At 47.3% G+C, this 17530-nt stretch carries 20 protein-coding genes, 1 rRNA gene and 2 other annotated features (1 of these 23 cut by a window edge); all 21 genes read left to right on the top strand.

The genetic code is table 11. The features are described 5' to 3' along the window. Positions 1–93: ribosomal RNA gene (gene rrf / locus ACQKD4_RS14300) — 5S ribosomal RNA — on the top strand; the annotation flags it as partial. Between the two features lie 149 nt (positions 94–242). Beyond that, positions 243–719: a CtsR family transcriptional regulator gene (locus tag ACQKD4_RS14295; RefSeq protein ID WP_214697106.1), complete on the top strand. Its 477-nt coding sequence runs from the start codon at positions 243–245 to the stop codon at positions 717–719. A 5-nt stretch (positions 720–724) separates the two neighbouring features. Continuing rightward, positions 725–1159, top strand: coding sequence for a UvrB/UvrC motif-containing protein (locus ACQKD4_RS14290; protein WP_214697108.1), 435 nt, complete (start codon positions 725–727; stop codon positions 1157–1159). Further along, positions 1159–2202 (top strand): protein arginine kinase, encoded by a 1044-nt coding sequence (locus tag ACQKD4_RS14285; protein ID WP_214697110.1) that lies wholly within the window; start codon positions 1159–1161, stop codon positions 2200–2202. Before ACQKD4_RS14290 ends, ACQKD4_RS14285 begins: the two co-directional genes overlap by 1 nt. A 24-nt stretch (positions 2203–2226) precedes the next feature. Beyond that, positions 2227–4662 carry an ATP-dependent Clp protease ATP-binding subunit gene (gene clpC / locus ACQKD4_RS14280; RefSeq protein WP_214697112.1) on the top strand — a complete coding sequence of 812 codons (2436 nt, stop codon included), beginning with the start codon at positions 2227–2229 and terminating at the stop codon, positions 4660–4662. 56 nt (positions 4663–4718) lie between these two features. Beyond that, positions 4719–6095: a DNA repair protein RadA gene (gene radA / locus ACQKD4_RS14275; protein WP_074032385.1), complete on the top strand. Its 1377-nt coding sequence runs from the start codon at positions 4719–4721 to the stop codon at positions 6093–6095. 113 nt (positions 6096–6208) lie between these two features. Beyond that, positions 6209–7273 carry a PIN/TRAM domain-containing protein gene (locus tag ACQKD4_RS14270; RefSeq protein WP_074032388.1) on the top strand — a complete coding sequence of 355 codons (1065 nt, stop codon included), beginning with the start codon at positions 6209–6211 and terminating at the stop codon, positions 7271–7273. Between the two features lie 56 nt (positions 7274–7329). After that, the gene (gene ispD, locus ACQKD4_RS14265; protein WP_427373808.1) at positions 7330–8010 is read left to right on the top strand and encodes a 2-C-methyl-D-erythritol 4-phosphate cytidylyltransferase; all 681 of its coding nucleotides are present in this window, start codon (positions 7330–7332) and stop codon (positions 8008–8010) included. Then, positions 8007–8480 carry a 2-C-methyl-D-erythritol 2,4-cyclodiphosphate synthase gene (gene ispF / locus ACQKD4_RS14260; RefSeq protein WP_224863697.1) on the top strand — a complete coding sequence of 158 codons (474 nt, stop codon included), beginning with the start codon at positions 8007–8009 and terminating at the stop codon, positions 8478–8480. The genes ispD and ispF overlap by 4 nt, the downstream gene beginning before the upstream one ends. Before the next feature lie 45 nt (positions 8481–8525). Next, entirely contained in the window at positions 8526–9983 is a 1458-nt protein-coding gene (gltX, locus tag ACQKD4_RS14255) for a glutamate--tRNA ligase (RefSeq protein ID WP_427373807.1), read from the top strand. Then, positions 9980–10186, top strand: a binding site (T-box leader). (Overlaps the previous gene by 4 nt.) A 51-nt stretch (positions 10187–10237) precedes the next feature. Beyond that, positions 10238–10927, top strand: coding sequence for a serine O-acetyltransferase (cysE, locus tag ACQKD4_RS14250; RefSeq protein WP_012727699.1), 690 nt, complete (start codon positions 10238–10240; stop codon positions 10925–10927). Further along, on the top strand, positions 10896–12293 hold the full coding sequence (cysS, locus tag ACQKD4_RS14245) for a cysteine--tRNA ligase (RefSeq protein ID WP_427373805.1): 1398 nt from the start codon (positions 10896–10898) through the stop codon (positions 12291–12293). The genes cysE and cysS overlap by 32 nt, the downstream gene beginning before the upstream one ends. Next, positions 12290–12694 carry a Mini-ribonuclease 3 gene (locus ACQKD4_RS14240; RefSeq protein WP_074032405.1) on the top strand — a complete coding sequence of 135 codons (405 nt, stop codon included), beginning with the start codon at positions 12290–12292 and terminating at the stop codon, positions 12692–12694. Before cysS ends, ACQKD4_RS14240 begins: the two co-directional genes overlap by 4 nt. A 109-nt stretch (positions 12695–12803) precedes the next feature. Then, on the top strand, positions 12804–13553 hold the full coding sequence (gene rlmB / locus ACQKD4_RS14235) for a 23S rRNA (guanosine(2251)-2'-O)-methyltransferase RlmB (RefSeq protein WP_427373806.1): 750 nt from the start codon (positions 12804–12806) through the stop codon (positions 13551–13553). After that, on the top strand, positions 13550–14089 hold the full coding sequence (locus ACQKD4_RS14230) for an NYN domain-containing protein (protein WP_214761567.1): 540 nt from the start codon (positions 13550–13552) through the stop codon (positions 14087–14089). The genes rlmB and ACQKD4_RS14230 overlap by 4 nt, the downstream gene beginning before the upstream one ends. Positions 14090–14297: 208 nt before the next feature. Then, complete coding sequence (gene sigH / locus ACQKD4_RS14225; RefSeq protein ID WP_031421852.1) at positions 14298–14939, top strand: RNA polymerase sporulation sigma factor SigH; 642 nt, start codon at positions 14298–14300, stop codon at positions 14937–14939. Positions 14940–15067: 128 nt separating this feature from the next. Beyond that, on the top strand, positions 15068–15214 hold the full coding sequence (gene rpmG, locus ACQKD4_RS14220; RefSeq protein WP_026824819.1) for a 50S ribosomal protein L33: 147 nt from the start codon (positions 15068–15070) through the stop codon (positions 15212–15214). Between the two features lie 34 nt (positions 15215–15248). Then, entirely contained in the window at positions 15249–15419 is a 171-nt protein-coding gene (gene secE / locus ACQKD4_RS14215; protein WP_074032412.1) for a preprotein translocase subunit SecE, read from the top strand. A 16-nt stretch (positions 15420–15435) separates the two neighbouring features. Beyond that, on the top strand, positions 15436–15987 hold the full coding sequence (gene nusG / locus ACQKD4_RS14210) for a transcription termination/antitermination protein NusG (RefSeq protein WP_012727691.1): 552 nt from the start codon (positions 15436–15438) through the stop codon (positions 15985–15987). 147 nt (positions 15988–16134) lie between these two features. Then, positions 16135–16560, top strand: coding sequence for a 50S ribosomal protein L11 (gene rplK / locus ACQKD4_RS14205; protein WP_012727690.1), 426 nt, complete (start codon positions 16135–16137; stop codon positions 16558–16560). Positions 16561–16654: 94 nt separating this feature from the next. Then, complete coding sequence (gene rplA / locus ACQKD4_RS14200) at positions 16655–17341, top strand: 50S ribosomal protein L1 (RefSeq protein WP_074032415.1); 687 nt, start codon at positions 16655–16657, stop codon at positions 17339–17341. A gap of 59 nt (positions 17342–17400) precedes the next feature. After that, positions 17401–17530, top strand: a sequence feature (ribosomal protein L10 leader region) (it continues 24 nt past the right edge of the window).

Here is a 17530-nt window from a genome sequence, read left to right as displayed (position 1 = left end):
ACACCCGTTCCCATGCCGAACACGGAAGTTAAGCGTCTCAGCGCCGAAAGTAGTTGGGGGATCTCCCCCTGTGAGGATAGGACGTTGCCAGGCAACAACAGAGAGGACGACCGAGCATACGCTCGGTCGTTTTTTTTATTGATTGGCGGTGCTCTCTATGAGAGCATCGCTTTTCGTTTGCCTTTTTTTAAATCAATGATAAAATATAGTCAAAAGTCAAAGATGGTCAGAGGGTGGTGGAGATGAGAAATATTTCGGATGTTATCGAACAGTATTTGAAGCAAGTATTGAAGGAAAGTCAGGCAAATGCAATCGAGATTAAACGCCAAGATATCGCGCAACGATTCGAATGTGTCCCATCCCAAATCAATTATGTCATCAACACACGTTTTACCGTCGAAAAAGGATATTTAGTAGAAAGTAAACGAGGTGGCGGTGGATATATTCGGATCCGACGCGTCATCTTACATGAAAAACAGGATGTGCTCTCTAGTTTGATGGATGTCATTCATGAGCATCCACGTCTGAATGAACAACTCGTTGAAAATGTGCTCGTGCGATTAGTGGAAGAACAAATGATGCACGAACAAGAAGCGCAATTGATTTACCATCTCTTATCAGATGAAGCATTAAACTTACAAGTTGATGATCGCTCTTTTATTCGACGTCAACAATTGCTGGCACTGATGAAAGTACTTCGTTATCGTAATGGGGGATAAGTCGTATGTTATGCGAACGTTGTAAACAACGACCTGCTGTCAATGAAGTCGTTGTGATGGAACAAGATGTACCCGTAAAAAAACGATTATGTCGACAATGTACGGTAGAACTGATGACAGGATATGTACCGGTCGTGAAGCGATGCCCGACTTGCCAGATGACACGCCAAGACCTATTGCGTGTACGAAAAGCGGGATGCGCTACATGTTATACCGTATTTCGGGATGAATTGATTAAGATTACTCGTCAATATCAACAAGGACATGATCATCATATCGGTTCAATCCCTGACCAGCTACGCACGCCACATGAACGGATTGAAGAACGGCTCGAAAAGTTGGCAGGGGAGTTGAACCGCGCTGTCGAACAAGAAGATTATGAACGGGCAGCACGCATTCAAAAAGAAATGAAGCAATTAGAAGGGCAGGGAGATGTCTGATGGAAACTTTCCTAACACATCCACTTGGTCCAAAAATGAAAGAACGTGCCAAGCTCGATGATTTGGTCGTTTCTACAAGAATTCGACTGGCGCGTAATGTCAAAGACACGGTATTCTCTCCCGTACTTTCTAAAGAAGGAGAACGTCAGCTTTGCGATCGTCTAGAAGGGCGTTTACGTGGGTTGAAAGGATTCGAATATCTTCATATGCGTGATTATGATGAAGTGACACGACAGGCGTTGATGGAGAAACACCTGATTAGCCCAGCCGTTGCAACCAATGAAGAGAGTGCGGTCTTCTTAAGTGAAGATGAAACCATCAGTGTATTGATTAATGAGGAAGACCATTTACGCATTCAAACGCTACTTCCGGGATATCAAGTGAAAGAGGCGTTTGAATTAGCGAAACAAGTTGATGCATTATGTGCAGAATCCCTATCGTATGCGTTTGATGAACAGTTAGGCTATTTGACGACATGTCCGAGTAATATCGGAACAGGACTTCGTGCCTCGGTCATGTTACACTTGCCGGGACTCACCTTGACGGGACGAATCAGTCCAATCTTACGAGAACTTCGAAAATTGGGCTATACGATTCGAGGTCGTTATGGTGAAGGTAGTGATGCAGCGGGTCGCTTGTTCCAACTGTCGAATCAACGGACGTTAGGGAGTCACGAGTCACAGTTACTGGCTGACTTTATGGAAGTGACAGAACAAGTGATTCAAGCAGAGCGTCATGCGCGCGAAGAACTCGTTGCGAATCGACAGGAAGAGTTAGAAGATCAATTTTATCGATCATATGGTATTTTGCGATATGCAAAATTACTATCTTCTACTGAAGCCATCGAACGATTATCTGATTTACATTTAGCGAGTGACCTAGGGATTTTGTCTGATTGGAGTCCACCAAAGTTCCATGAACTCATTGTTCGGCTACAATCAGGTTTTCTACAAAAACATTTCGGGAAAACATTATCTACGCAAGAACGGGATCGAGAACGAGCGACACTCGTTCGTCGAACGTTAGATCAAGGCTTAGTTTGATCCAACTACAAGGAGGTTTTGTCAATGATGTTTGGACGATTTACAGAACGAGCACAGCGCGTATTAGCTTTAGCACAAGAGGAAGCAGTACGTCTTGGCCATCATAATATTGGTACAGAACATATTTTATTAGGATTGGTTCGTGAAGGAGAAGGGATTGCGGCAAAAGCGCTCTTCGCTCTCGGATTGACTTCTGAAAAAATTCAACAAGAAGTAGAATCATTGATTGGACGCGGTTCTGAGAATGGATCGACGATTCACTACACACCACGTGCGAAAAAGGTCATTGAACTCTCGATGGATGAGGCACGTAAACTAGGACATTCATATGTTGGAACGGAGCACATCCTTCTTGGATTGATTCGTGAAGGCGAAGGTGTCGCGGCACGTGTCCTCAATAACCTTGGAATCAGTTTGACGAAAGCACGTCAACAAGTATTACAGCTTCTCGGTAACACGGAGTCTTCTTCAAATGCTTCACAACCAGGCGCGAGCGCTGCAACCCCAACACTTGATGGGTTGGCACGCGACTTGACGCAACAAGCACGTGAATCGCGTTTAGACCCGGTCATCGGCCGCGCAGGTGAGATTCAACGTGTCATTGAAGTCTTATCTCGTCGTACGAAAAACAACCCGGTTCTTATCGGAGAGCCAGGTGTCGGGAAAACGGCAGTAGTCGAAGGTCTCGCTCAACAAATCATTAACAACGAAGTACCTGAAACACTTCGCAATAAACGAGTGATGGTACTCGACATGGGTACACTCGTAGCAGGTACGAAATATCGTGGTGAGTTCGAAGATCGATTGAAAAAAGTAATGGACGAAATTCGTCAGGCAGGAAACGTTATTCTCTTCATCGACGAGTTGCACACATTGATTGGTGCGGGTGGTGCAGAAGGTGCGATTGATGCGTCGAACATCCTCAAGCCGTCATTGGCTCGTGGTGAACTTCAATGTATCGGGGCGACAACACTTGATGAATATCGGAAGTACATCGAAAAAGATGCAGCGCTTGAACGACGCTTCCAACCAATTCAAGTAAATGAACCGACAACAGAAGAAGCTGAACAAATCTTACTCGGGTTGCGAGATCGTTATGAAGCGCATCACCGCGTAACGATTACAGACACGGCGATTCACGAGGCGGTCGTTCTGTCTGACCGTTACATCTCGGATCGTTTCTTACCGGACAAAGCGATTGACCTCGTCGATGAGGCGGCATCAAAAGTACGACTTCGCTCGTTCACGGCACCACCGAACTTGAAAGAGTTGGAGTCACGCCTTGAGTCGATTCGTAAAGAAAAAGACTCTGCTGTTCAAAGCCAAGAGTTTGAAAAAGCGGCTTCTCTCCGTGATACAGAACAAAAGTTACGCGATGAGTTAGAAGAGTTGAAAGCAGAATGGCAGAACAAACAAGGAAACGAAAAACTTGAAGTGACGAAAGAAGATATCGCTCAAGTTGTCGCAAACTGGACAGGTGTACCGGTCACGAAGATTGCCGAGGAAGAGACAGACCGTCTCCTCAAACTCGAATCAATTCTTCACAACCGTGTCATCGGTCAAGACGATGCGGTGAAATCGATTTCCCGCGCCATTCGTCGGGCTCGGGCTGGCTTGAAAGATCCAAAACGTCCAATCGGTTCATTCATCTTCCTCGGACCTACCGGAGTCGGTAAAACCGAACTCGCTCGCGCAGTTGCTGAAGCGATGTTTGGGGATGAGGATGCGATTATTCGAATCGACATGTCAGAGTACATGGAAAAACATGCGACGAGCCGTCTCGTTGGTTCGCCTCCTGGTTATGTCGGTTACGAAGAAGGCGGTCAGTTGACAGAAAAGGTACGCCGGAAGCCATACTCGGTCATCCTTCTCGATGAAATTGAAAAAGCGCACCCGGAAGTGTTCAACATCTTACTTCAAGTGCTTGACGACGGTCGCTTGACGGATTCGAAAGGTCGCACGGTCGACTTCCGAAACACGGTCATCATCATGACATCAAACGTCGGGGCCGCAGCGCTTCAACGAAATAAATATGTTGGATTCACAGTCGAAGATGATGTGAAACGTGAGTATACAGAAATGAAGGATAAAGTACTCGAGGAATTGAAAAAGGCGTTCCGACCTGAGTTCTTGAACCGGATTGACGAAATCACGGTCTTCCATTCACTTCAAAAAGAGCACATTCAAGAAATCATCAAACTTATGGCAGAGACACTCAAGAAACGTCTTGCCGAACAAGGTGTTGATTTCAGCTTGACGGATGCGGCGCTCGACAAGATTGCCGAAGTCGGCTATGATCCGGAATACGGGGCTCGCCCTCTCCGTCGTGCCCTTCAACGAGAAGTGGAAGATCGCCTCTCAGAAGCAATGCTTGGCGGCACAATCGCTAAAGGCAGTAAAGTTGCGCTCGACGTACAAGATGGAGAGTTTGTCGTTCGTAACGAAGGTGTGGTTCAGTAAATCATTCAGCTCCCTCGTTGTTTATGAGGGAGCTTTTTTAGACAGGAAGGAAACTTATGGCCAAAATTAAAACGAAATACGTCTGCCAATCGTGTGGATATGAATCAGCCAAATGGATGGGACGCTGTCCAGGTTGTAATGAATGGAATACGCTCGTTGAGGAGTTTGTCGAAGAGAAGAAAGCTAAACGTGGCGCAGCGTTTGTGCATAGTTCATCTCGACAATTGAAGCCAGAACGACTCGCCAACGTCGTCTCACAAGAAGAGACACGCGTTCACACGAATAGTCGTGAATTTGACCGTGTGCTAGGTGGTGGGATCGTTCCAGGTTCACTCGTCTTAGTCGGTGGGGACCCGGGAATCGGGAAGTCGACGATTCTGTTACAGGTTAGTGCACACCTAGCCCATAGTGGCAAAAAAGTGCTTTATATTTCAGGTGAGGAATCACTCAAGCAGACGAAACTTCGGGCGGAACGTCTCGGCTTACCGACCGAAGACTTGTTTGTGCTCGCTGAGACAGACATGTTGATGATTGAACGCGTCATTGATGAAGAACAACCCGGGTTTGTCATCATCGACTCGATTCAGACGGTATATATGGATGAAATTCAATCGGCGCCAGGAAGTGTGTCTCAAGTACGAGAATGTACAGCAGCGCTTATGAAAATTGCAAAAACACGAGGGATTGCTGTGTTCATCGTCGGTCACGTAACGAAACAAGGATCGATTGCGGGTCCGCGATTACTCGAGCACATGGTCGATGCGGTACTTTACTTTGAAGGCGAGCGTCATCACACGTTCCGTATTTTACGCGCGGTGAAAAACCGTTTCGGTTCAACGAACGAAATCGGGATCTTCGAGATGAAAGAGAGTGGGCTAGAAGAAGTCCTCAACCCGTCCGAAATCTTTTTAGAAGAACGAACCGCCGGTGTTTCCGGTTCGACGGTCGTCGCTTCGATGGAAGGGACAAGGACAGTGCTCGTCGAACTACAAGCACTCATCTCGCCAACCTCATTCGGTAACCCGAGACGTATGGCGACGGGAATCGATCAAAACCGGGTCGCGCTTCTGATGGCCGTCCTTGAGAAACGCTCTGGCTTATTGCTTCAGACGCAAGACGCCTACTTGAAAGCGGCGGGTGGCGTCAAACTAGATGAGCCTGCGATTGACCTCGCGATTTGTGTCTCGATTGCCTCGAGTTTCCGTGATCGTCCAACCCGTCCGACGGATGTTTGTATCGGTGAAGTCGGATTGACCGGAGAAGTGCGACGCGTATCGCGGATTGAGCAACGTGTCGCCGAAGCCGCAAAACTAGGATTCACACGTGCCATCATTCCGAAAAACAACATGGGTGGATGGACCGCTCCGGCAGGGATTGAAGTGGTCGGCGTCGGAACGGTGGACGAAGCACTGCAGTTGGCGATCCCGTTTTAACGGGTCGCCAATGGCAGTTTTTAACGCTTTGTAACGAACGTGATTGAAAAAACCATGTTACAATGAAAGTGTTATTTTTGAAATTTTATTTCATATAAAAGGAGGTGGAATGAGTGAAGATTGCTGTACGAATCGGATTTATTTTGATTGGTCTCGTCGTAGGTTGGTTCGGAATTATCGAAGCGACGTTATTATTAGGAGACCTCGGCATGAATGTGCCGGAATGGTTAACGATTCCATACGTAGCAAGTTTGATTGGTGGACTTATCTTCTTCATTCTTAGTTTATTCTTAACCGATGGTGTTGTTGCATTTATTCGTTTTGTCGAAGAACGGCTCGTCCGTTTACCGGTAGGGGATATTTTATTCGGTTCGATTGGCCTCATTATCGGGCTCTTGATTGCCTTTTTGATCAGTGTCTCGCTTGAAGTAACGAACATTTTCTTACTGAGTAAGATCGTTCCGATCTTTGTCACGGCGCTGTTTGGTTACTTCGGTTTCGCGGTCGGATATCGGAAGCGTAACGAATGGATCAAACTATTTGTAAAGAGTGAGCGGGAGAAACCGGCGGCTGAACCGGTACAACGTTCGAATGATAAAATCTTAGACACGAGCGTCATTATTGACGGTCGTATCGCAGATATCGCCACGACTGGGTTTGTGGAAGGTACATTGATCGTTCCGCAGTTCGTCATCGGAGAACTTCAATATATCGCGGATTCATCGGATACGTTGAAACGAAACCGTGGTCGCCGTGGGCTCGATATTTTAAAAGAGCTTCAAGAGAACAAACGAATCCAAGTTGAAATTTACGATGGGGACTTTGAAGATGTACCAGAAGTCGATATCAAGTTGATTAAATTGGCAGAGTTGAAAAACGGGATTGTCGTCACGAACGACTATAACTTAAACAAAGTCTGTGAAGTGCGAAATGTCCCGGTCTTAAATATCAATGACTTGGCGAATGCCGTCAAACAAATCGTCATCCCTGGCGAAGAGATGGTCGTCACTGTCATTAAAGAAGGGAAAGAACAAAATCAAGGTGTTGCCTATCTCGAAGACGGGACGATGGTCGTCGTGGAAGGTGGACGTAAGTTGATCTCGAAGACGCTTCCTGTCGTCGTGACGAGCGTGCTGCAGACATCTGCAGGCCGAATGATTTTTGCTCGTCCTGAATAACGAACAAAAAAGAGACGCGTGAGCGCTCTCTTTTTTCACGAAGAGAGGTGTTTAGCATAGTATCTTATACAGTTGTGATCCCGGCTGCGGGAAGAGGAAAACGAATGGGAGCGGATGCGAACAAACTCATGTTGTCGCTCCGTGACAAACCGATTATCGCGTGGACGTTACAAGCGTTCGATACCGATCCTTGGTGTGAACGGATTGTTTTGGCGATTCGTCCAGAGGAACGTGACTGGTTTGAAGCGATCACGGCACAAGTCGAAACACCGATTACATATGTAACAGGTGGGGAAGAACGACAACAGAGTGTCCATGCGGGGCTTAAGGTGGTTGCACCCGATACGATTGTGATGATTCATGACGGTGCCCGTCCGTTTGTAAAACGTGAACAGCTGCATCAAGTGGCAGAAGCGGCGTTACAAGGTGGCGCCATTTTAGCAGTACCGGTCAAAGACACAGTTAAACAAGTCGAACGTCATCAAATCGAACGAACGGTTCCTCGGGAAAATCTATGGTTGGCGCAAACGCCGCAAGCTTTCCAGGCCAAGGCGATTTTAGGGGCACATGAACGAGCGGTCGAACAACAGATGATGGGAACGGACGATGCGAGCTTATTCGAATGGCTTGGTGAGACAGTACAAGTCGTTCTTGGGGACTATCATAATATTAAGATGACGACGCCAGAGGACTTACTGTTTGGTGATGCGATTTTAGCGAGGGAGGACTTACAATGAGAATTGGTCAAGGATTTGATGTACATGCATTTGCAGAAGGACGTCCATTAATTTTAGGAGGGATTGAGATTCCACACGAACGTGGTCTACTCGGTCATTCCGATGCTGATGTGTTACTTCATACGATTGCCGATGCAGCGCTTGGAGCGATTGCGGCAGGTGATATTGGGAAGCATTTTCCTGATACGGATCCAGAATTTAAAGATGCGGATTCGAAAGCGTTGCTTCGCCACGTATGGCAACTTGTGAAGGATGAGGGATATGTCCTCGGAAATGTGGACGCGACCGTCATGGCACAACGTCCGAAGCTACGTCCTTATATTGATGAGATGCGAGCGGTCATTGCCGACCTACTCGAGGCGGACATCGAACAGGTGAACGTGAAGGCGACGACGACGGAGAAACTCGGCTTCACAGGACGTGAAGAAGGAATCGCGGCGCAAGCGGTCATCTTACTCAACCGGGCTTGACAGAAATGGTATACTATTTGGGCAGAAGAGAAGAAAGGTGGAACTATTATGAGTGAAGTGCGTGTACGCTATGCGCCTAGTCCGACGGGGCATCTCCACATCGGGAATGCGCGGACTGCGTTGTTTAACTACTTATTTGCTCGTCATGCAGGCGGGAAATTGATTCTTCGAATTGAAGATACAGACCAAAAACGAAATGTATTAAATGGTGTCGAGAGTCAAATGAAGTATTTGGAGTGGCTCGGGATCGATTGGGATGAAGGTCCAGGTCGTGATGGAGACTACGGTCCATATTATCAAATGGAACGTCTTTCGCTTTATGAGAAATACGTCAACGAATTGATGAGCAAAGGTCTTGCTTATAAATGCTATATGACATCAGAGGAGCTCGAAGCAGAGCGTGAAGCACAAATCGCGCGCGGCGAAGCACCACGTTATTCTGGTGCGCACCGCAACCTGACTGTCGAAGAACGTGAAGCGTTTGAAGCAGAGGGCCGCAAGCCGTCAATTCGAATTCGCGTGCCTGAAGGCGTGACGTATAAATGGGCGGATGTCGTCAAAGGTGATGTTTCATTCGAGTCGAAAGACTTTGGTGATTGGGTCATCGTGAAACAAGATGGGATTCCGACTTACAACTTCGCTGTTGTTGTCGACGACCACTTGATGAAGATCAGCCACGTCTTGCGTGGAGACGACCACATCGCAAACACACCAAAACAGATGATGGTATATGACGCACTCGGATGGGAATATCCTGAGTTCGGTCACATGACGCTTATCTATAACGATCAACATAAGAAATTGTCAAAGCGTGATGAATCGATCATCCAGTTCATTGAACAATATGCGGATCTTGGCTACTTGCCAGCAGCGCTCTTCAACTTCATTTCTCTTCTTGGCTGGTCACCAGTTGGAGAAGAAGAAATCTTCTCGAAAGAAGAGTTTATTGAAATGTTTGATGCGAACCGCTTGTCGAAGAGTCCGGCTGTATTTGACCAACAAAAACTTTCTTGGATCAATAGTGTATACATGAAGAAGGCCACGCTTGACGAAGTAGTGGCACTCAGTTTACCATTCTTACAAGAAGCAGGACGATTACCCGAGGCGGTATCTGTCGAGGAGGCAGATTGGGCAACAAACTTGATCGCATTGTATAAAGAACAAATGACGCACGGGGCGGAGATTGTCTCGTTGACGGACTTGTTCTTCAAAGATGAGATCGAGTATGACGAGGAAGCGAACGCTGTCCTTTCAGGGGAAACGGTTCCTGCTGTCCTTGCAGAGTTCAAACAACAGCTCGAAGGAATCGAAGACTTCACACCAGAAGCGATTAAAGCGGCGACGAAAGCGACGCAAAAAGCGACTGGTCAAAAAGGGAAGAACTTGTTCATGCCAATCCGTGTCGCGACGACAGGACAAACACATGGACCAGAGCTTCCGAACGCGATTTCGTTAATCGGAAAAGAGCGTGTCTTGAAGCGTCTGACAACTTTATTAGCATAAAGGCATCGATGAGGAAAGTAAGCGGTATGACACTTTGCAGAGACTAGAACCTAGGCTGGGAGTTCTAGATGTGTCCCCCGAAGAAGTGCACCTCGGAGCCGTCTCGGCGATACGTAGTCGAGGCCGCGACTCTGCGTTAACGAGACTTGAGAGGGGAACACTTTTCCCAAACAGAGTGGAACCGCGCTTATGGCGTCTCTGTGCCTTGGCACAGGGGCGTCTTTGTTTTTGTATAAGAAAAGGAGATATCAATTATGGGATTTTGGAGCAGCGTGCGTGAAGACTTGCGGACTGTCTTGGAACTAGACCCTGCAGCTCGTTCAAAAGTAGAGGTGGCACTGACGTATCCGGGACTACACGCCATATGGGCACATCGTATCGCGCACGGATTATGGAAACGTAACGTGAAGCTGGTGGCCAAGTTATTAGCCCAGTTCAGTCGTTGGTTGACCGGGATTGAAATTCATCCGGGAGCAGTCCTTGGCGACCGTGTATTCATCGATCATGGTTTTGGTGTCGTCATCGGAGAGACGGCGATTATCGGGAACGACGTGACGATTTATCAAGGCGTCACACTTGGAGGAACAGGGAAAGAGAAAGGGAAGCGTCACCCGACGATTGGGAGTGACGTACTCATCTCGGCAGGTGCGAAAGTTCTCGGAAACATTACGGTTGGCGATTGCGTCAAAATCGGAGCGAGCTCTGTCGTCTTGAACGATGTACCGTCTGATTCGACCGTCGTCGGGATTCCAGGACGTGTCGTCATTCGAAACGGGAAGCGTGTGAAGCAACATGACCTCGATCATCGTTTCCCAGATCCGGACCGCGAGTGTCAAGAACGTTTAGAAGCGGCAGTGGATGAACTACAACAAAAATTAGCGACGCTTGAAAAGCGGATGGAGGAGAAAACGCATGATTCAGCTGTACAACAGTCTCACGAATAAAAAAGAACCGTTTGTCCCAATCGTTCCGGGGAAAGTATCCATGTATGTGTGTGGACCGACCGTCTACAACTACATCCATGTCGGGAATGCCCGTCCGGCCATCGCCTTCGATACGGTTCGTCGTTATTTGACATATCGTGGGTATGAGGTGAAATACGTCCTAAACTTCACGGACGTAGACGACAAGATCATTCGTACCGCGAACGAACTTGGGGAAGACACCGAGACGTTGACGAATCGTTATATTGAGGCTTATTTGGCCGATACGGGAGCATTGAACGTGCAACCGGCAGACGTACACCCACGTGTTACCGATACGATGGAAGAGATTATCGAGTTTATCCATCAGCTAGAGACGGAAGGGTTCGCTTATGAATCAGAAGGCGACGTTTATTTCCGGACGAAGAAGTTTGAAACGTACGGAAAGCTAAGTCAACAATCGATCGAAGATTTACGGGCGGGCTCACGTGTCGATGTCGGAGAAAAGAAAGAAGATCCACTCGACTTCGTCTTATGGAAAGCCGCTAAACCGGACGAACCTTCTTGGGATAGTCCGTGGGGCAAAGGACGACCAGGTTGGCATATCGAATGCTCGGCGATGGCGAAAAAGCATCTCGGGGCAACAATCGATATCCATGCAGGTGGTCATGATTTAAAATTCCCACACCACGAGAATGAGATTGCCCAGTCAGAAGCTTGCAACCATGCGAAGTTCGCCAACTATTGGCTGCATAACGGATTCATCAACATTGAAAATGAGAAAATGTCCAAATCGCTCGGAAACTTCCTTCTCGTCCACGAAGCGCTGAAAGAAGTAGATCCAATGGTTCTTCGTTTCTTCATGTTGTCCGTCCATTATCGTCATCCGATCAACTATAGCCGTGAATTGATTGAACAGGCGGCAAACGGTTGGAGTCGAATCAAAGAAGCGTATCAAAACATCGAATATCGTTTATCGGTAACGGCTGGACTTGGTGAACCGAGCGAGTCGATGGAGCGGAAACTTGAAGCAATCAAGACGTCGTTCATCGAATCGATGGATGACGATATCAATACGGCCAATGCGATGACTGTCCTCTTTGACTTGGCACGAGAAGCGAACATTTACGCCAAGGCGGACCATGTGGCAAAAGCGACACTCGAACAAGTTCTCTCGTTATTCGACGAATTGACAGGTGTGCTCGGATTGACGCTCGCTGAAGAGAAAGAACTGCTTGATGCTGAAATCGATCAATTGATTCAAGAACGAAACGACGCACGCGCAGCACGTAACTTTGCCCGGGCTGACGAGATTCGTGATTTACTGAAAGAACAAAACATCCAACTCGAAGACACGGCCCAAGGGGTTCGGTGGAAGCGGTTATGATGCAACCGAAACAAATGAATGCCCTCGCGCTCGCCTACATGGGTGACGTGGTATATGAATTGGCCGTACGAGAAAGACTGCTCGAGCAAGGGTTGACGCGACCGAACGATTTGCATCGAGGTGCCGTCCGTTATGTGAACGCGCGGGCGCAAGCGAGCGTCGTGACCTATTGGCTAGAGACGGACGTGTTGACGGAAGAAGAACAAGCCGTCGTCAGACGTGGCAAAAATGCGAAATCAGGCTCGATTCCGAAGCGGGTCGACGTCCATACGTATCGTTATTCCACAGCATTCGAGGCATTGATTGGCTATATCTACTTAACAGAAAGAAGGGATCGTCTTGAAGAACTCATCAAACAAGCGTTCGAACGACTCGAAGCCGAGTCGACCGAAACGACATGACGGAAAACGAGGTGCGGAAAAACGAACGTTTGACCGCCCACGTGGGGAACGTCCAGAGCGTTCACGCCATCAGAAGTCGGAACGACCGGACTATAAGGAAGTAGACGTGATGGAGGAAGGGATTGATTTCCTTTACGGGCGAAACCCTGTACTCGAAGCACTTCGAAGCGGTCGCGACATGAACAAAGTATTTATCATGGAAGGGCAACAAAAAGGCCCGCTCGCTCAAATCATCGCGATGGCGAATGAAGCATCCGTCCAAGTGTCATTCGTACCGAAAACAAAGCTTGAGAAGATGGCTGGTAGTGAACATCATCAGGGTGTCGTGGCAGCCGTCGCGGCCTATGAATATAAAACCATCGAGGACATGTTCGCACTCGCCGCTTCAAAAGAAGAGACACCGCTCTTTATTTTGCTAGATGAACTCGAGGACCCACATAACCTCGGTTCCATTTTACGGACCTCGGATGCTGTCGGCGCACATGGAATCATCATCCCGAAACGCCGCTCGGTCGGTTTGACTCAAACGGTCGCCAAAGCGTCGACTGGGGCGATTGAACATATCCCGGTTGCGCGCGTGACGAATTTGACGCGGACACTCGAAGAATTGAAAGAAAAAGGACTATGGGTCGTCGGGACCGATGCGAAAGAGAGTCAGGACTATCGTCGATTGGATGGGAATATGCCACTTGTCGTGGTCATCGGAAGTGAAGGAAAAGGAATGAGCCGTCTCGTGCGTGAATCATGCGACTTCCTCGTTCATTTACCAATGGTTGGTCATGTCACGTCACTCAATGCATCTGTTGCAGCGGCACTCCTTCTGTATGAAGTGCATCGCTCACGTAACCCGTTAGCATGAGTATCCAAAAACGCGAGCTCCTTCTTGTCGACGGATATAACATCATCGGGGCGTGGCCACATTTGAGAAGTTTGCGCGATATGGATTTTGATCAAGCGCGCAATTTGTTAATTGAAGCGATGGCGGAATATCAGGCCGTATCAGGGAAAGAAGTCACCGTCGTCTTTGATGCCCATATGCGTTACGGTCGTGAATCGAAAGAAAAACGAAGTCGTGTCGATGTCGTCTATACGAAAGAGAACGAGACGGCAGACGAGTGGATTGAGCGGCGAGCGCACGAACTGGTGGATAACCGACTCGTCACACTATTCGTCGCGACGAACGATTTCACCGAGCAGTGGGTCATTTTCGGCCAAGGTGCCTTACGTGTTCCCGCGACCGAGTTATTAAAAGATTGGAAGCATGCCAAAACACTGATTGAGCAACAACGCCTCTCGTTAGAGAAGGAACAATCGAATCGAAAAACGATCGATATTCCTCCGCATATTCAAGAACGATTTGAAGAAATGCGACGTCGTAAATCAAAAGGTGATTGAAATCACGGACGAGTTCATGAAATGGACTCGTCTTTGTTTCGATTTTGACATTTTTTTGCAAAGGAATGTTGTATACTATTACATATATGAGTTACACAGCATTTAATTGACGGAATTTTTAGAAATTTGTTTGACGCATAGGAGTAGGGGTCCTATAATGGGACAAAACCTTACATAGTTCAGGATCAATCGCCGGGGGGTAACGAGCATGAACGGATGGCCGTACGAACAGTTTGAAAAAATGTCAGACGAAGAGTTGGTCTTATTGGCGCGCAACGAAGGGGATAGCGACGCGCTCGAGTTTTTGATTGAACGATACCGGTATTTTGTACGCGCGAAAGCACGTTCTTATTTCTTGATTGGTGCAGATCATGAGGACATCGTCCAAGAGGGCATGATCGGTCTTTATAAAGGGGTGCGGGACTATAAAGACGAGCGACTCGCCTCGTTCAAAAGTTTTGCCGAGATGTGCATCACACGTCAGATGATCACGGCAATCAAGACGGCGACGCGTCAAAAGCATATTCCGCTCAACTCATATGTGTCACTCGATAAACCGATTTTCGACGAGGAATCCGACCGGACGTTACTCGACGTCATTTTGCCACCACATCCGACGGATCCACAAGAACTCATCGTGACACAAGAAGAACAGACGTTTATGGAAGCGAAGATGGATGAGATTTTGAGTGATCTCGAACGGAAAGTGTTGCGTCTTTATTTAGACGGACGTTCTTATCAAGAGATTTCAGACGACCTCGACCGTCATGTCAAATCGATTGATAATGCGTTACAGCGTGTGAAGAAGAAATTCGAACGTCATGTCGACGTCCGGATGCTTACGAGCTAACCGATTATTGACCGCGTGCCTCCTATGTGATACTTTAAAAGCAGCGCCTTGTCCGTAGACGCCATTTACAGGAGGCGTTTTTTTTTCGCTCTTTTTTAAAAGGGAGTAGTCGAAAGGGGCGCTTATGAATGGCAAAGAAAGTAAGTCTCGCTTGCTCAGAATGCGGGTCTCGGGAGTATTCGACGACAAAAAAAGATGGTGTGTCGACACGGCTTGAAATGAAAAAGTTTTGTCGCCGCTGTAACGCGCATACGATGCATCGAGAATCAAAGTAACGTAGATTGGCATTCAATGTAGGAGGAAGCTACCATGAACTTTTTGCGCGACGTATGGAAAGAGTTGAAAAAAACGAGTTGGCCAACTCGTAAAGAACTCACGAAATATACCGTTACCGTCATCGCGACTGTTGTCGTGATTGGCCTGTTCGTGTTCGGCGTAGATACTGGAGTCAGCTATCTCGTCAATTTATTGATTAACTAAGGAAGAGGTGAAAGCCGTGGAGAAACAATGGTTTGTTGTCCAGACGTACTCAGGTTTTGAGAATAACGTCAAAGAAAACCTAGAACGTCGAATCGGTTCGATGAACATGGAAGATAAAATTTTCCGCGTCCTCGTCCCGACTGAAACGACGCAAGAAGAAGTCACATTAAAGAGTGGCGAAAAGAAAATTAAAGAGCGTGAAGTCAAAAGTTTCCCGGGCTATGTGTTCGTAGAGATGGTCATGACTGACGATTCATGGTATGTTGTCCGCAACACGCCTAACGTCACCGGCTTCCTCGGTTCAACGGGCGGCGGTGCAAAACCGATCCCGCTCCAACCGGACGAAGTGACAAACGTCTTGTCACAAATGGGACTCATCGAGAAGAAAGATCGTTACAACTACGAGCTCGGTGACCTTGTCCGCGTGAAAGAAGGCGCGTTCGAGAACTTTGAGGGGACAATCGACGAGATTGAAGCCGACAAAGAGAAGCTCAAAGTCGTGGTCGACATGTTCGGTCGCGAAACAAAAATTGAGCTTGATTTCGAACAAGTTCAGAAAATTAACTAAACCCACTTGCTAATCCGTGGAACGGATGGTACAATCGAAAATGTTTGATGTTGTGCTATATTTCGGTACAAACTCGACCTAATAGATTGAGTGGGAGGGCGCACAACGTCCAAGAAACCACATTTTAGACTTAAGGAGGTGTGTCTCGTGGCGAAAAAAGTTTCTAAACTCGTTAAACTTCAAATCCCAGCTGGTAAAGCTAACCCAGCACCACCAGTAGGTCCAGCACTTGGTCAAGCAGGTGTTAACATCATGGGATTCTGTAAAGAGTTCAACGCTCGTACACAAGACCAAGCCGGATTGATTATTCCTGTAGTCATCACGGTATACGAAGATCGTTCGTTTACATTTATTACGAAAACTCCACCAGCTGCAGTTCTCTTGAAGAAAGCTGCTGGTATCGAGAGTGGTTCTGGTGAACCAAACCGTAAGAAAGTAGCAACGGTTAAGCGTGACAAAGTTCGCGAAATCGCTGAACTTAAAATGCCTGACCTTAACGCATCATCTGTAGAAACAGCGATGCTTATGGTTGAAGGTACTGCACGTAGTATGGGTATTGTAATCGAAGACTAATTGTTAGTCTCTGGGGTTGTCGGTGAATACTGCTCACCTTCAATCCCTTCATTATGTGGGAGGAAATTCCGCTAACCACAAGGAGGAAAAGATCATGGGTAAAAAACACCAAGAAGCAGCTAAGCTTGTTGACCGCACGAAGTCATACGACCTCGCTGAAGCTGTCGAGCTCGTTCAAAAAACAGCTACTGCTAAATTCGATGAAACAATCGAAGTTGCTGTCCGTCTCGGCGTAGATCCGAAGAAAGCAGACCAACAAATCCGTGGTGCCGTTGTACTTCCACACGGTACTGGTAAAACACAAAAAGTTCTCGTCTTCGCAAAAGGTGAGAAAGTGAAAGAAGCGGAAGCTGCTGGCGCAGACTACGTTGGCGACGCTGAGTACATCAACAAAATCCAACAAGGATGGTTCGACTTCGATGTAATCGTTGCGACACCTGACATGATGGGTGAAGTTGGTAAACTTGGTCGTGTTCTCGGACCTAAAGGCCTCATGCCTAACCCGAAAACAGGAACAGTTACTTTTGACGTAGAAAAAGCAATCGCGGATATCAAAGCTGGTAAAGTTGAATACCGTGTTGATAAAGCTGGTAACATCCACGTTCCAGTTGGTAAGAAATCATTTGAAGCATCTAAACTTACTGAGAACATCGAGACAATCCTCGAAACACTCATGAAAGTGAAGCCTGCTACTGCAAAAGGAACTTACCTTAAAAACATCGCGCTTTCATCTACAATGGGTCCTGGGATCCGTGTAGCGACTGCGGATTTCCTTAAGTAATCTTGTTGAAATAAATTGTTGACAACGTGTGACGCCGCTGTTAAAGTAATACACGTTCAACCGAATATGTTGGATTACCGTAGACAGAAGGTGGACATCGGTCCGTAAACCCTTCCGAGGTGTCTTTGCTCGAACTTGAGCCTGTTGTCACAGGTTTACTTTCAAACAATTACGCCCTCGTATGTCTTC

Origin of the sequence: Exiguobacterium sp. NPDC077395, assembly GCF_050269125.1 — a bacterium.
GTDB lineage: Bacteria > Bacillota > Bacilli > Exiguobacteriales > Exiguobacteriaceae > Exiguobacterium > Exiguobacterium aestuarii_A.
This window is presented reverse-complemented; position numbering and strand designations above follow the sequence as displayed.